This is a genomic window from Mycolicibacterium palauense (assembly GCF_002592005.1).
Lineage (GTDB): Bacteria > Actinomycetota > Actinomycetes > Mycobacteriales > Mycobacteriaceae > Mycobacterium > Mycobacterium palauense.
The window spans coordinates 16,270-30,554 of sequence record NZ_NVQF01000073.1 but is presented as its reverse complement, the minus strand read 5'-3'; the positions used below and the strand labels follow the sequence as shown (position 1 = coordinate 30,554).

At 71.9% G+C, this 14,285-nt stretch carries 14 protein-coding genes; 13 read left to right on the top strand and 1 reads right to left on the bottom strand.

Going from position 1 to position 14,285, the window contains the following annotated elements; genetic code table 11:
* The first annotated feature begins 315 nt into the window (after nucleotides 1-315).
* The 13 genes from CSR00_RS22990 to xerD all read left to right on the top strand — a co-directional run bounded on the left by CSR00_RS22990 (nucleotide 316) and on the right by xerD (nucleotide 13,494).
* Nucleotides 316-1,164 carry a tetratricopeptide repeat protein gene (locus CSR00_RS22990; RefSeq protein WP_099024731.1) on the top strand — a complete coding sequence of 283 codons (849 nt, stop codon included), beginning with the start codon at nucleotides 316-318 and terminating at the stop codon, nucleotides 1,162-1,164.
* Between the two features lies 1 nt (nucleotide 1,165).
* Nucleotides 1,166-2,206, top strand: a complete 1,041-nt coding sequence (locus CSR00_RS22985; RefSeq protein ID WP_099024730.1) for an HAD-IIA family hydrolase — start codon at nucleotides 1,166-1,168, stop codon at nucleotides 2,204-2,206.
* Nucleotides 2,207-2,214: 8 nt separating this feature from the next.
* Nucleotides 2,215-2,382 carry a hypothetical protein gene (locus tag CSR00_RS30795; protein WP_099024729.1) on the top strand — a complete coding sequence of 56 codons (168 nt, stop codon included), beginning with the start codon at nucleotides 2,215-2,217 and terminating at the stop codon, nucleotides 2,380-2,382.
* 7 nt (nucleotides 2,383-2,389) lie between these two features.
* Nucleotides 2,390-3,199, top strand: coding sequence for a TlyA family RNA methyltransferase (locus CSR00_RS22975; protein WP_099024728.1), 810 nt, complete (start codon nucleotides 2,390-2,392; stop codon nucleotides 3,197-3,199).
* Nucleotides 3,196-4,119, top strand: coding sequence for an NAD kinase (locus CSR00_RS22970; protein WP_099024727.1), 924 nt, complete (start codon nucleotides 3,196-3,198; stop codon nucleotides 4,117-4,119). Before CSR00_RS22975 ends, CSR00_RS22970 begins: the two co-directional genes overlap by 4 nt.
* 29 nt (nucleotides 4,120-4,148) lie before the next feature.
* Nucleotides 4,149-5,918 (top strand): DNA repair protein RecN, encoded by a 1,770-nt coding sequence (recN, locus tag CSR00_RS22965; RefSeq protein ID WP_099024726.1) that lies wholly within the window; start codon nucleotides 4,149-4,151, stop codon nucleotides 5,916-5,918.
* A 236-nt stretch (nucleotides 5,919-6,154) separates the two neighbouring features.
* Nucleotides 6,155-7,006 (top strand): oxidoreductase, encoded by an 852-nt coding sequence (locus tag CSR00_RS22960; protein ID WP_099024725.1) that lies wholly within the window; start codon nucleotides 6,155-6,157, stop codon nucleotides 7,004-7,006.
* A 24-nt stretch (nucleotides 7,007-7,030) separates the two neighbouring features.
* Nucleotides 7,031-7,669, top strand: a complete 639-nt coding sequence (locus CSR00_RS22955; protein WP_099024724.1) for a TetR/AcrR family transcriptional regulator — start codon at nucleotides 7,031-7,033, stop codon at nucleotides 7,667-7,669.
* A 159-nt stretch (nucleotides 7,670-7,828) separates the two neighbouring features.
* Nucleotides 7,829-9,013 carry a putative cytokinetic ring protein SteA gene (gene steA / locus CSR00_RS22950; protein WP_099024736.1) on the top strand — a complete coding sequence of 395 codons (1,185 nt, stop codon included), beginning with the start codon at nucleotides 7,829-7,831 and terminating at the stop codon, nucleotides 9,011-9,013.
* A 38-nt stretch (nucleotides 9,014-9,051) separates the two neighbouring features.
* The gene (locus CSR00_RS22945; protein WP_099024723.1) at nucleotides 9,052-9,999 is read left to right on the top strand and encodes a copper transporter; all 948 of its coding nucleotides are present in this window, start codon (nucleotides 9,052-9,054) and stop codon (nucleotides 9,997-9,999) included.
* Nucleotides 10,000-10,152: 153 nt separating this feature from the next.
* The gene (locus CSR00_RS22940) at nucleotides 10,153-11,898 is read left to right on the top strand and encodes a CTP synthase (protein ID WP_099024722.1); all 1,746 of its coding nucleotides are present in this window, start codon (nucleotides 10,153-10,155) and stop codon (nucleotides 11,896-11,898) included.
* Nucleotides 11,891-12,538 (top strand): NUDIX domain-containing protein, encoded by a 648-nt coding sequence (locus CSR00_RS22935; protein WP_245906427.1) that lies wholly within the window; start codon nucleotides 11,891-11,893, stop codon nucleotides 12,536-12,538. Before CSR00_RS22940 ends, CSR00_RS22935 begins: the two co-directional genes overlap by 8 nt.
* Nucleotides 12,539-12,558: 20 nt before the next feature.
* Entirely contained in the window at nucleotides 12,559-13,494 is a 936-nt protein-coding gene (gene xerD / locus CSR00_RS22930; RefSeq protein WP_099024734.1) for a site-specific tyrosine recombinase XerD, read from the top strand.
* Nucleotides 13,495-13,512: 18 nt separating this feature from the next.
* On the opposite strand, the gene CSR00_RS22925 is transcribed toward xerD, so the two are convergent.
* Nucleotides 13,513-14,268, bottom strand: coding sequence for a class I SAM-dependent methyltransferase (locus CSR00_RS22925; protein WP_099024721.1), 756 nt, complete (start codon nucleotides 14,266-14,268; stop codon nucleotides 13,513-13,515).
* Between the last annotated feature and the right edge of the window lie 17 nt (nucleotides 14,269-14,285).

The following is a 14,285-nucleotide window of genomic DNA, read 5'->3' as shown; positions in this document are numbered from 1 at the left end:
ATCCCGAACCCGGAAGCTAAGCCTGTCAGCGCCGATGATACTACCCAACCCGGGTGGAAAAGTAGGACACCGCCGAACACACAAATAGAAACACCCCCCACACCGTGGGGGGCGTTTCTATTTGCGGCGGGTGTCGATGGCGGCTCCACGCCGGCAGCGGTCGGTAATTCGAATTTTCATGCTTTCCGGTGAGAATTCTCAACCGGATGTTTCGGCCGGACATTGAGCCGGACATTGAATTGCCGCTGGGCACCAAATTGTCGGTCATTCGGCGAGCGCCGTATCCTGTCGTGAGGCTCTACGGGAAAGGCAGACGTGGTCGACAGCAGCAATGGCGGCGAGGGAGGCCGCACGCCCCGGGCGAATCGGGGTGATCGCTCGCGCGGCCGCGGTGACGGACCGCGCGATTCGCGCCGCGGCGGTCCACCGGTGCGCTCGGGACCCGACCGGGCCCGGCGCTCCCAGCCGGACTCCAGCGGCACCGACGACGCCCGGGCGGATCGTCAGGGGCCCCGGATTCCGGCCACCGTCGAGGCGCGGCAGCTGGCCCCCGAGATTCGGCGCGAACTGAGCACGCTGGACCGTACGACCGCCGACACCATCGCCCGTCACCTCGTGGCCGCCGGGGAACTGCTCGACGAGGATCCCGAAGCGGCGTTGGCCCACGCCCGCGCGGCGCGGCAGCGATCGGGCCGCATCGCGGCCATCCGCGAGGCGGTCGGCATCGCCGCCTACCACTGCGGCGACTGGGCGCAGGCGCTGGCCGAGCTGCGTGCCGCCCGCCGCATGGGCAGCAAGTCTCCGCTGCTGCCGCTGATCGCCGACTGCGAACGCGGCGTCGGCCGCCCCGAACGGGCCGTCGAGCTCGGCAACTCCGCGGAGGCCGCCGAGCTGTCCGGCGACGACGCCGACGAACTGCGGATCGTGATGGCCGGTGCCCGCGCGGACATGGGCCAGCTGGAGCAGGCCCTGGCGGTGCTCTCCTCGCCCCCGCTGGACCCCGCCCGCACCGGTCAGACCGCCGCCCGGCTGTTCTACGCCTACGCCGAGGCCCTGCTGGCCGCCGGCCGCGAAGAGGAGGCGCTGCGGTGGTTCCTCAACGCCGCCTCCGCCGACATCGACGGGGTGACCGACGCCGAGGACCGCGTCGGCGAGCTCACCTGACATGACGGCGTTCGTGCAGGGATTCGACTGTCTGCTGCTGGATCTCGACGGAACGGTGTTCCGGGGGCACGAGCCCACCGAGGGCGCGGTCGACGCGCTCCGGGGCACCGACGTGCCCCGGTTCTTCGTCACCAACAACGCCTCCCGCGGCGCCGGCGAGGTGGCCACCCACCTCAGTGAGTTGGGTTTCACCGCCACCGCCGCCGACGTCGTCACGAGCGCGCAGAGCGCCGCGCGCATCCTGGCGCAGCGGCTGCCCGACGCGGCGCGGGTGCTGATCGTGGGTACCGAGGCCCTGGCCGCCGAGATCAGCGCGGTCGGGCTGACCCCGGTCCGGGTGTTCGACGACGATCCCGCGGCCGTCGTCCAGGGACACTCCACCGAGACCTGCTGGTCGATCCTGGCCGAGGCGGCGCTGGCGATCCGCGCCGGGGCGCTGTGGGTGGCCACGAACGTCGACAAGACCCTGCCCTCGGAGCGTGGCCTGCTGCCCGGCAACGGCTCCATGGTCACCGCGCTGCGGGTGGCCACCGACACCGAGCCGCTGGTGGCCGGCAAGCCGGGGCCCGCGGTGATGCAGGACGCGCTGGCCCGCGGACACTTCCGGGCACCGCTGGTGGTGGGCGACCGGCTCGACACCGACATCGCCGGCGCCAACGCCGCCGGGCTGCCCAGCCTGATGGTGCTGTGCGGCGTGAGCACCGCCGCGGAGGTGGTGCGGGCGGACGGGCCCCTGCGCCCCACCTATATCGCCGAGGATCTGCGCGCCCTGCACACCGACGCCGAGGCCACCCGGGTCGCCGCGCACCCGGGCTGGTCGGTGGACGTCGACGCCGGTGCCGACGGTCACGCCACCGTCACCGTGCACGCGACCGGCGCCGATCCGGGCGAGGACGGATTGTCGGTGCTTCGGGCCACCGCCCGCGCCGTCTGGGACGCCGGAGTGCCCGGCGGCGGGCTCAGCATCGTCGCCGGTGACGAGCAGGCACGCGCCGCGCTGCAGCGCTGGTCATTGCTGTCGCCCGCCGATCAGCTAGCGTGAGAAGCGCCATGACTGCCGAACCCGCCCAGATCCGCGCGCACATCGACGCGCTGCTCGCCGAGGTACCCGCCACCGCCGACGGCTTCGCCGCCGCGGACATCGAGGTGGTCGCCGCCCGGCTGGACGAGGCGCACGACGTGCTGGTGCAGGCCCTGGAATCGGTGGAGAAGGGCTGAGCGCAGCGTGACGCGGCGGAGCAGAGTCGACGCCGAGCTGGTCCGGCGCGGGCTGGCGCGGTCCCGCCAGCAGGCGGCCACGCTGATCGCCGCCGGCCGGGTGCGCATCGACGGGATGCCGGCGGCCAAACCGGCCACCGCCGTCGCCGTGACCGCCAACCTGACCGTCGACCCCGACGGTGAGCGGTCCTGGGTCTCGCGGGGGGCCCACAAGCTGATCGGTGCGCTGGACTTCTTCGGGATCGACGTGGACGGACGGCGCTGCCTGGACGCCGGCGCCTCCACCGGGGGTTTCACCGAGGTGCTGCTGGACCGCGGTGCGCGCGAGGTGGTCGCCGTGGACGTGGGCTACGGGCAGCTGGCCTGGTCGCTGCGTTCGGACCCGCGGGTGACCGTCGTGGAACGCACCAACGTGCGTGACCTGCGACCCGAGGCGATCGGCGGGCCCGTCGACGTGGTGGTCGCCGATCTGTCGTTCATCTCGCTGGGTACCGTGTTGCCCGCGCTGGCCGCCTGCGCGTCACCGCACGCCGATATCGTGCCCATGGTGAAACCCCAGTTCGAGGTCGGCAAGGGGCTGGTCGGCGCCGGTGGAGTGGTGCAGGATCCCGCCCTGCGGGTCTCGGCGGTGCTGTCGGTGGCCGACCGTGCCGCCGAGCTGGACTGGCACACCGTCGGGGTGACGGCCAGCCCGCTGCCGGGACCGTCCGGCAACGTCGAGTACTTCCTGTGGCTGCGCGCCGAGGCCGACGGCGCGTTCACCGGGGAGAAGCTGCGCGCCGAGGTCACCCGCGCGGTCGAGGAGGGGCCCCGATGAGCGCTGAGCGCACCATTCTGCTCGTCGTGCACACCGGCCGCGAGGAGGCCACCGAGGTGGCGCGCCGGGTCGAGAAGGTGCTGGGGGACAACGAGATCGGGCTGAGGGTGCTGACCGCCGAGGCGGTCGACCGGGGCACGCTGCGGCTGGCGCCGGACGAGATGCGGGCCCTGGGCGTCCAGATCGAGGTGGTCGATCCCGACGGCACCGCCGCCGACGGCTGCGAACTGGTACTGGTGCTCGGGGGCGACGGTACCTTCCTGCGCGCGGCCGAACTGGCCCGCAACGCCGACATCCCGGTGCTCGGCGTCAACCTCGGCCGGATCGGCTTTCTGGCCGAATCCGAGGCCGACGCGATCGACGTGGTGCTCGACCATGTGGTCCGCCGCGACTATCGGGTGGAGACCAGGATGACCCTCGACGTCGCGGTGCGGGTGCGCGGCGAGGTCGTGGGCCGCGGCTGGGCGCTCAACGAGGCCAGCCTCGAGAAGGGCGCGCGGCTGGGGGTGCTGGGCGCGATCGTCGAGATCGACGGCAGGCCGGTGTCGTCCTTCGGCTGTGACGGCATGTTGATCTCGACACCGACCGGGTCGACGGCCTACGCGTTCTCCGCGGGCGGGCCGGTGGTGTGGCCGGACCTGGAGGCCATTCTGGTGGTGCCCAACAACGCCCACGCACTCTTCGCCCGCCCCATGGTCACCAGCCCCGACGCCACCATCGCGGTGGAGATCGAGGCCTCCGGTCACGATGCGGTGGTGTTCTGCGACGGCCGCCGTGAGATGGTGGTGCCCGCCGGGGCGCGCCTGGAGGTCACCCGGTGCTCCACCCCGGTGAAGTGGGTGCGCCTGGACAGCGCTCCGTTCACCGACCGCCTGGTGCGCAAGTTCCGGCTGCCGGTCACCGGGTGGCGCGGGCAGTAGACCGGACAACCGACCGATAGCAGGAAGCAGTGCTGGCCGAAATCCGCATCGAATCCCTGGGCGCGATCAGCGCGGCCAACGCCGAGTTCGACCGCGGCCTGACCGTGTTGACCGGTGAGACCGGCACCGGCAAGACGATGGTGGTCACCGGCCTGCACCTGCTCGGCGGGGCGCGTGCCGACGCCAACCGGGTGCGCTCGGGCGCCGACCGTGCCGTGGTGGAGGGCCGGTTCACCACGGACGAGGTCCTCGACACCGTCGCCGGCCGCGTCGAGGAGATCCTCGAGGCCTCCGGGGCCGACCGCGACGACGACGGCAGCGTGATCGCGCTGCGCTCGGTGACCCGTGACGGCCCGTCGCGGGCCTATCTGGGCGGGCGCAGCGTGCCCGCGAAGTCGTTGAGCTCGTTCACCACCGAGCTGTTGACCCTGCACGGCCAGAACGACCAGCTGCGCCTGATGCGGCCCGACGAACAGCGCGCCGCGCTGGACCGGTTCGCCGACGTGGCCGACCGGCTGCGGCGCTACCGCGCGGTGCGCGAGGAGTGGCTGCAGGGCCGCCGCGATCTGACCGACCGCACCGAGCGGGCCCGCGAGCTGGCCCAGGAGGCCGACCGGCTCAAGTTCGCGCTCACCGAGATCGACGCGGTCGATCCGCACCCGGGCGAGGACGAGGCCCTGGTGGCCGATATCCGGCGGCTCTCGGAACTGGACGCGGTGCGTGAGGCGGCCACGACCGCCCGCGCCGCGCTGACCGGCGCGCTCGACGACGCCGACGGCGGGGACGCCGGCGGCTCGGCCGCCGACACCCTGGGCACCGCGACGACGGCGCTGCAGTCCACCGACGACACCGTGTTGCTCGGGCTCAGCCGTCAGCTGACCGAGGCGCTGACCGTGGTCGGGGACGTGGCCCGCGAGATCGGCGGGTTCCTGGCCGACCTGCCCACCGACGCCTCCACCCTGGAGACCAAGCTGGCCCGCCAGGCCGAGCTGCGCACCCTGACCCGCAAGTACGCCGCCGACGTCGACGGCGTACTGGGCTGGGCCGCCGAGGCACGCCGGCGGCTCTCGGCGCTCGACGTCTCCGAGGAGGCCCTCACCCAGCTGGCCCAGCGCGTCGACGAGCTCGCGGCGCGGGTGGCCGCCACGGCCGGCGAGCTGAGCAAGGCCCGCGGCAGGGCCGCCAAGGGACTGGCCAAGGCGGTCACGGCCGAGCTGGCCGGGCTGGCCATGACCAACGCCGACTTCACGATCACGGTGAGCACCCAGGCCGCCGCGGCCGAGGACTCCGCCCCGCTGAGCCTGCCCAGCGGCGAACGGGTCCATGCCGGACCCGACGGTGTCGACCAGGTCGAGTTCGGGTTCACCGCCCACCGCGGCGCGACGGTGCTGCCGCTGGCCAAGAGTGCCTCCGGCGGCGAGCTCTCGAGGGTGATGCTGGCGCTGGAAGTGGTGTTGGCGAGCTCGGCGGAGGGCACCACCATGGTGTTCGACGAGGTCGACGCCGGCGTGGGCGGCCGCGCGGCGGTACAGATCGGGCGCCGGCTGGCCCGGTTGGCCCGCACCCACCAGGTCATCGTCGTCACCCACCTGCCGCAGGTCGCCGCCTACGCCGACACCCACCTGGTGGTCGATGCCGGCGGCCGCAACGGCTCCAGCGGGGTGCGTCGCCTCGAGGGCGACGAACGGGTCGCCGAGCTGGCCCGGATGCTGGCCGGGCTGGGTGAGTCCGACACCGGGCGTGCGCACGCCCGGGAACTGCTGGAGGCCGCCCAGCAGGACCGGCAGGCGGTCTCCTGACCGAGTGCGTTGAGCCGGGCACGGGCCGGATGTGGCCGGCCCGCCCGGTCGGTGGTGCGGCGGCGCACCACCGTCGGTCGTCGGCCTCGTCTCACCGCCGGGTATCGCGTGCCGGCTGCACCCTGGGACAAGACGTCGACTCGAATTTGACATGGTGCCGACTTAAAGTTGACACCGCGCCGACTTAAAGTTGACACTATGTCAGTCCCTGCTCGTGCATCCGAACGGAGGCGGTCATGCGCACGATATTCATCACCGGAGTGAGCTCCGGGCTGGGGCGGGCGTTCGCCACGGCCGCGCTGGAGGCCGGTGAGCGCGTCGTCGGCACGCTGCGGAAACCCGACGACGTCGCACCCTTCGAGGCGTTGGCACCGGGCCGGGCGCATGCGCGGTTGCTCGACGTGACCGATGACGCGGCCGTGTTTCGCACCGTGGCCGAGGTCGAGTCGACGGTGGGTCCGATCGACGTCGTCATCGCCAACGCGGGCTACGGCGTCGAGGGGATCTTCGAGGAGACGGCGCTGTCGGAGCTGCGCGCGCAGTTCGCCACCAACGTGTTCGGCGTCGCCGCGACGCTGCAGGCCGCGCTGCCCGCCATGCGGGAGCGTCGGGCCGGCCACCTCATGGCGGTGACCTCGATGGGCGGCCTGATGGCGGTCCCCGGGATGTCCGCCTACTGTGCGAGCAAGTTCGCGGTGGAGGGCCTGCTGGAAAGCGTCCGAAAGGAGGTCGCGGCGTTCGGTATTCACGTCACCGCGATCGAACCGGGATCGTTTCGCACCGAGTGGGCCGGTCGCTCGATGACGCGCGCCGAGCGCACCGTCGCCGACTACGACGAACTGTTCGACCCGATCCGCCAGGCCCGGATCAACGCCAGCGGCAACCAGCTGGGCGACCCGGCCAAGGCGGCGCAGGCCGTCCTGTCGATCCTCGACCTCGACGAGCCGCCCGCACACCTGGTGCTGGGCTCCGACGCCCTGCGGCTGATCTCCGCCGCCCGCGACGCGGTCGACGACGACATTCGGCGCTGGGAAACCCTCTCCCGCAGCACCGATTTCGCCGACGGCGCCCAACTGGCGGCCAACTAGGCCCCTTGGGGCCGGGGTGCGACGATGAGCAGGACGAGTAAGGCGACGAGTAAGGTCCGGTCTTCCCGGCGCGGCGCACCGCCCGCGGTGCGCAAGGGTGATCTCCGCGAGCAGCAGATCCTCGACGCCGCCGAAGTGCTGCTCGGGACCCGCGGCTACGTGCACATGACCGTCGGCGACATCGCCGAGGGCGCCGGAATGACGCGCAGTGCTCTGTACTTCTACTTCGCCTCCAAGCAGGACGTCCTGGTCGCGCTGGTGGCCCGGACGGTCGAGGTTCTGCAGCAGAGTTCGGTGGAGGCGCTCGCCGGCGCCGGGCCCGTCGGGCAGGTCGTCACCTCGGCTTTGGAGTGCACCGCTCGGCAGTGGCTCGAGCACGGTGTGGTGATGCGCGCCGCGGTGGACTTCAGCTCGACGGTGCCCGAGGTCGACCGGCTGTGGACCGACGCCGCGTACGCGATCGCCGAGGCCGTCACCGCGCTGCTGGTCCGCGGCGGGGTGCCGTCCGGCGACGGACCCGACGATGCCCCCGCGCTGGCCCGCGCCCTGTGCTGGATGGTCGAGCGCAGTTTCTACCAGGCGTCGAAGTTCTCGACGCACGACCTCGAGCAGGCCATGCGGACCTGCCGGATGATCTGGCTGCGCCTGGTGGACGTGGGCTGAGGTCGGGGACCGCCGCCGGAACACGGGGATCCGCCCGCGTGGCCGCGCCCGCGCCACGACACCGAACCGTGTTGCAGATGTGACGCAATATGACTTATGGGGCTGTTGTTACGGCGCGCCTCCCGGGTCGGGCGGCCAATGCCCGACAGAATCACCGCCATGAGGATGTCAGCGCTTCTCTCCCGCAACAGCAGCTCGCGGCCCGGTGTCACCGGTACCGCCCGCGTCGACCGTGACATCGACCGCCTCCTGCGGCGAGTCGAACCCGGCGACATCGTGGTGCTCGACATCCTCGACCTCGACCGGGTGACCGCCGACGCGTTGGTCGACGCCAACATCGCCGGGGTGGTCAACGCCTCGGCGTCGATCTCCGGGCGTTATCCCAACCTCGGTCCGGAGGTTCTGGTCACCAGCGGCATCGCCCTGATCGACGAGACCGGCCCCGAGGTCTTCAAGAAGGTCAAGGACGGCGCCAAGATCCGGTTGCACAACGGCGGCGTCTACTCCGGTGACCGCCGGCTGGTGCTGGGCACCGAGCGCAGCGAGCACGAGATCAACGAGATGATGCACGACGCCAAGAGCGGTCTGGTGGCGCAGCTGGAGGCCTTCGCGGGCAACACCATCGAGTTCATCCGCAGCGAGAGCCCGCTGCTGATCGACGGCATCGGCATCCCCGACATCGACGTCGACATGCACCGCCGCCACGTCGTCGTGGTCGCCGAGGAGGAGGACGCCGCCGCCGACCTGAAGTCGCTCAAGCCGTTCATCAAGGAGTACCAGCCGGTGCTCGTCGGCGTGGGCGCCGGCGCCGACCTGCTACGCAAGGCCGGCTACCGCCCGCAGCTGATCGTCGGCGACCCCGACCAGATGAGCGCCGACGTGCTCAAGTCGGGTGCGCAGGTGGTGCTGCCCGCCGACGCCGACGGCCACGCCGCGGGCCTGGAACGCATCCAAGACCTCGGTGTGGGGGCGATGACGTTCCCGGCCGCGGGCTCGGCCGCCGACCTGGCGCTGCTGCTGGCCGATCATCACGGTGCGTCGCTGATCGTCACGGCGGGGCACACCGCCAACATCGAGGAATTCTTCGACCGCGAACGCCAGCAGAGCAACCCGTCGACCTTCCTGACCCGGCTCAAGGTGGGCGAGAAGCTCGTCGACGCCAAGGCGGTCGCGACGCTGTACCGCAGCCGGATCTCCGGCGGTGCGGTGGCGATGCTGATCCTGGCCGTGCTCATCGCGATCATCGCCGCCCTGTGGGTCTCGCGCACCGACACCGTCGTCATCGACTGGGTCGTGCACTACTGGAACCAGTTCACCCTGTGGATTCAGGGCTGGGTGACCTAGATCCTGGCCGGCTGGTTTCGACGTTCGGGGAGTAGACCGTGATTTCTCTTCGCTCACATGCGATCTCACTGGCAGCGGTGTTCCTGGCCCTGGCCGTGGGGGTGGTGCTCGGTTCCGGGGTGCTGTCGGACACCCTGCTGTCGGGGTTGCGCGACGACAAGCGCGACCTCCAGTCGCAGATCAACGAACTCAACGACGAGAAGAACGTCCTGAACGAGAAGCTCGCCGCGGCCAACGATTTCGACATGCAGATCGCGGGCCGGGTGGTGCGCGACGCGCTGGCCGACAAGTCGGTGGTGGTGTTCCGCACCCCCGACGCCGCCGACGACGACGTAGCCGCCGTGACGCGGATCATCGGCCAGGCCGGCGGCACGGTCACCGGGACCCTGGGGCTCACCCAGGAGTTCGTCGAGGCCAACTCCGCGGAGAAACTGCGCTCGGTGGTCAACTCCTCACCCCTGCCGGCGGGCGCCCAGCTGAACGCCACCCTGGTCGATCAAGGCTCACAGGCCGGCGACCTGATCGGGGCCTTCCTGTTGAAGGGCCGCACCCCCGAGGCGCCCGTGGCCGACGACACCGCGCGCCAGACCGTGCTGGCCGCGCTGCGCGAGACCGGCTTCCTGGACCTGGGCACCGGCACGGACAACCTGGGTCCGGCCGACACCGCGGTCGTCGTCACCGGCGGCGCGCTCGGCGACGACGCCGGCAACCAGGGATCGACCGTCGCGCGGTTCGCCGCCGCGCTGGCCCCCCACGGAGCCGGGACGGTGGTGGCCGGCCGCGACGGCTCGGCCGGCGGGACGGCCGCGGTGGCCGTCGTCCGCGCCGACCCGGCGATGTCCTCGGCGGTCACCACGGTCGACGACATCGGCGTCGAGTCCGGCCGGATCACGACGGTGCTGGGCCTGCAGGAACTGATCAACGGCGGCCGGCCCGGCCAGTACGGCGACGGCCAGGGCGCCACCGGGGTCACCATCGCGCAGTGACCCCGCCCGGCGCGTCAGCGACAGCTTGTCGGGGTCGGTGTTAAGGTGAACTTCCGTGGGTCGGCAGGCCCCTCACCAGGCTCAGGCCCGGGCTGAAGCCCAGACTGAAGCCCTCAGAAGACAGCCCTGCCCCAGTGCCACGGAGGTTGTTCTTTGCCATCGTTACGCAAGCACCCGCAGACCGCGACCAAGCATATTTTCGTCAGCGGCGGCGTGGTGTCCTCGCTCGGCAAGGGCTTGACCGCCAGCAGCCTGGGCCAGCTGCTGACCGCCCGCGGCCTGCAGGTCACCATGCAGAAGCTCGACCCGTACCTCAACGTCGACCCGGGCACCATGAACCCGTTCCAGCACGGTGAGGTGTTCGTCACCGAGGACGGCGCCGAAACCGACCTCGACGTCGGGCACTACGAGCGCTTCCTGGACCGCAACCTGTCCGGGTCGGCCAATGTCACCACCGGGCAGGTGTATTCGGCGGTGATCGCCAAGGAGCGCCGCGGCGAGTACCTGGGCGACACGGTGCAGGTCATCCCGCACATCACCGACGAGATCAAGAACCGGGTCCTGGCGATGGCCGAGCCCGGCGCCTCCAGGCACCGCCCGGACGTGGTGATCACCGAGATCGGGGGCACGGTCGGCGACATCGAGTCGCTGCCGTTCCTGGAGGCCGCCCGCCAGGTCCGCCACGAGGTCGGCCGGGAGAACTGCTTCTTCCTGCACGTGTCGCTGGTGCCGTTCCTCAAGCCGTCGGGGGAGCTGAAGACCAAGCCCACCCAGCATTCGGTGGCCGCGCTGCGCAACATCGGCATCACCCCCGACGCGCTGATCCTGCGCTGCGACCGGGACGTGCCCGAGGGGCTGAAGAACAAGATCGCCCTGATGTGCGACGTCGACATCGACGGGGTGATCTCCACCCCCGACGCCCCCTCGATCTACGACATCCCGAAGGTGCTGCACCGCGAGGAGCTGGACGCCTACGTGGTCCGCAAGCTCAACCTGCCGTTCCGCGACGTCGACTGGACGGAATGGGACGACCTGCTGCGGCGCGTCCACGAACCCCGCGAAACGGTCCGGATCGCGTTGGTGGGCAAGTACATCGACCTCTCCGACGCCTACCTGTCGGTCGCCGAGGCGCTGCGGGCCGGCGGTTTCGCCCACCGCACCCGCGTCGAGATGCGCTGGGTGGCCTCCGATGACTGCGAGGTCGACAGCAGCGCGGCCGCGGCCCTGTCCGACGTGGACGGCGTGCTGATCCCGGGCGGGTTCGGCATCCGCGGTATCGAGGGCAAGATCGGGGCGATCCGGTATGCCCGCAACCGGGGGATCCCGGTGCTGGGGCTGTGCCTGGGGCTGCAGTGCATCGTCATCGAGGCGGCCCGATCGGTCGGGCTGGCCGAGGCCAGCTCCTCGGAGTTCGATCCCGACACCCCCGATCCGGTGATCTCCACGATGTCCGACCAGGAGCACATCGTCGCCGGTGAGGCCGATCTCGGCGGCACCATGCGGCTGGGCGCCTATCCCGCCGTGCTGGAGCCGGATTCGATTGTGGCGCAGGCCTATCAGAACACCGAGGTGTCCGAGCGGCACCGCCACCGCTACGAGGTCAACAACTCCTACCGCGAGAAGATCGCCGAGAGCGGTCTGCGGTTCAGCGGCACCTCACCCGACGGTCACCTCGTCGAGTTCGTCGAATACCGCCCGGAGGTCCATCCCTTCCTGGTGGGCACACAGGCGCACCCCGAGCTCAAGAGCCGGCCGACCCGACCACACCCGCTGTTCGTCGCGTTCGTCGGCGCCGCGATGCAGTACAAGGCCGCCGAGCGGCTGCCGCTGGAGGATCTGGAGGCCGAGGAGCGGGCCAACGGCACCGAATACGTCAGCGAACCCGCGGCCCGTGGCTGACCCCGGCCCCCGGCACGAGTTCGAGGTCGTCGGCAGCGACACGCTCTACACCGGCAAGATCTTCGCGCTGCGGGCCGACGAGGTGGCGATGCCCGGCGGCGGCACCGCCCGCCGCGAGGTGGTCGAACACTACGGCGCCGTCGCGGTGGTCGCCCTCGACGAGGGCGGCAACGTCGCGATGGTCTACCAGTACCGCCACCCGCTGGGCCGGCGGTTCTGGGAACTGCCCGCCGGGCTGCTCGACGTCGACGGCGAGGAGCCCAGCGTCACCGCGGCGCGCGAGCTGCGGGAGGAGGCGGGCCTGGCCGCCCGCGACTGGGGGGTGCTCATCGACGTGGTCGCCGCCCCCGGGTTCAGCGACGAGAGCGTGCGGGTGTACCTGGCCACCGGGCTCAGCGAGGTCGGCCGGGCGCACGCCACCGACGAGGAAGCCGACATGACGATGCGGTGGTTCCCGCTGGCCGAGGCGGTCGCGATGGTGTTCCGCGGCGAGATCGTCAACTCGCTGGCAGTCTCGGGCCTGCTGGCGGCCCGGGCCGTCACCGAGGGCACGGCCGCCGCGCGCCCCGTCGGCACCCCCTGGCCGGACCGCTCCACCCGGTTCGCCGCCCGGTTGCGCAGCTCTGGGGCGGCCCGGTGACCACCGTCAAGCCCGCGGGGGTGGCGCGGCTCGACGAACAGCTGCAGGGCTACCTCGACCACCTGAGCATCGAGCGGGGGGTCGCCGCCAACACCTTGAGCTCCTACCGTCGCGACCTGCGCCGCTACTCCGAACACCTGCGTGCCCGCGGCATCGAGGACCTGGGCGCGGTCACCGAGACCGACGTCAGCGACTTTTTGGTGGCGCTGCGGCGCGGGGACCCCGACACCGGCGTCGCGGCGCTGTCGGCGGTCTCGGCCGCGCGGGCGCTGATCGCCGTGCGCGGGCTGCACCGCTTCGCCGCCGCCGAGGGACTCACCGTCGTCGACGTGGCCCGGGCGGTCAAACCACCGACACCCGGGCGGCGGCTGCCCAAGAGCCTGACCGTCGACGAGGTGCTGGCCCTGCTGGAGGGCGCCGGCGGGGACGGACCCGCCGACGGGCCGCTCACGCTGCGCAACCGGGCGCTGCTGGAACTGCTCTACTCGACCGGCGCGCGGATCTCCGAGGCCGTCGGCCTCGACGTCGACGACGTCGACACCGAGGCCCGCTCGGTGCTGCTGCGCGGCAAGGGCGGCAAGCAGCGGCTGGTGCCGGTGGGCCGCCCCGCGGTGGCCGCCGTGCAGGCCTACCTGGTGCGCGGCCGCCCCGAGCTGGCGCGGCGGGGCCGCGGCAGTGCGGCGATCTTCCTCAACGCCCGCGGCGGGCGGTTGTCGCGGCAGAGCGCCTGGCAGGTGTTGCAGGACGCCGCCGAGCGGGCCGGGATCGCCGCGGCGGTGTCACCGCACACGCTGCGGCACTCGTTCGCCACCCACCTGCTCGAGGGCGGCGCCGACGTCCGGGTGGTCCAGGAGCTGCTCGGGCACGCCTCGGTCACCACCACCCAGATCTACACGATGGTCACTGTGCACGCGTTGCGCGAGGTGTGGGCCGGCGCGCATCCGCGGGCCCGCTGAGCGCGCTCCGCCGCCGGCTCAATGGCCCAGGTAGCGCGACTCGAGCACCAGGTCGGGGATCAGTGTCTGGTACTCGGCGTGGGTCTTGTGCTCGACGGTGTCGAACCGCACCCCCTGCTGCTCGCGCATGTACTCCCGGTATCCGGGGGCGCCGGGCATCCCGACGTTGTCGGCGACGACGATCGCCCCGGCCCGAAGCCACCCGCGGTCGAGCACGCTGAGCAGGTCGGACAGGTAGGCGTTCTTGTCGTGGTCGAGGAACAGCAGGCCCACCGCGCCCGGGCCGAACCCGTGCTCGCCGGCCAGGGCGTCCAGCGTCGCTCCGCCGTCCCCGACGGTGCCGACAACGCAGGTCAGGCGGTCGGACACCCCGGCGTGGGCCCAGATCCGGCGGGCGTTGGCGGCGTTGGCCGCCGAGAGCTCCACCGAGACCACCCGCGCCCGCGGCGCCGCACGGGCGATGCGCAGCGCGCTGTATCCGCAGTAGGCGCCCAGCTCGAGGGCCAGATCGGGGTCGGCGCGGCGCACCGCGGCGTCGAGCAGCGCGCCCTTCTCGTCGCCCACGTTGATCAGGAACGACTTCTCGTAGGCGAACCGGTCGATACCGGCCAGCACGTCGTCGATGTCGCCGGCGCGGGTGTTGGCCAGCACGTACTCCACGGCCGCGGCCTCCCGGCCGTCGCCGACCTGGCCGGTGGTGGCGATGCTGCGCACACCCAGCGCCATCCGTAGAAACGACCAGCGCAGAACCGGGAGACGCCGCTTGAGATCCATGTCGCCCGAGCCTAGCG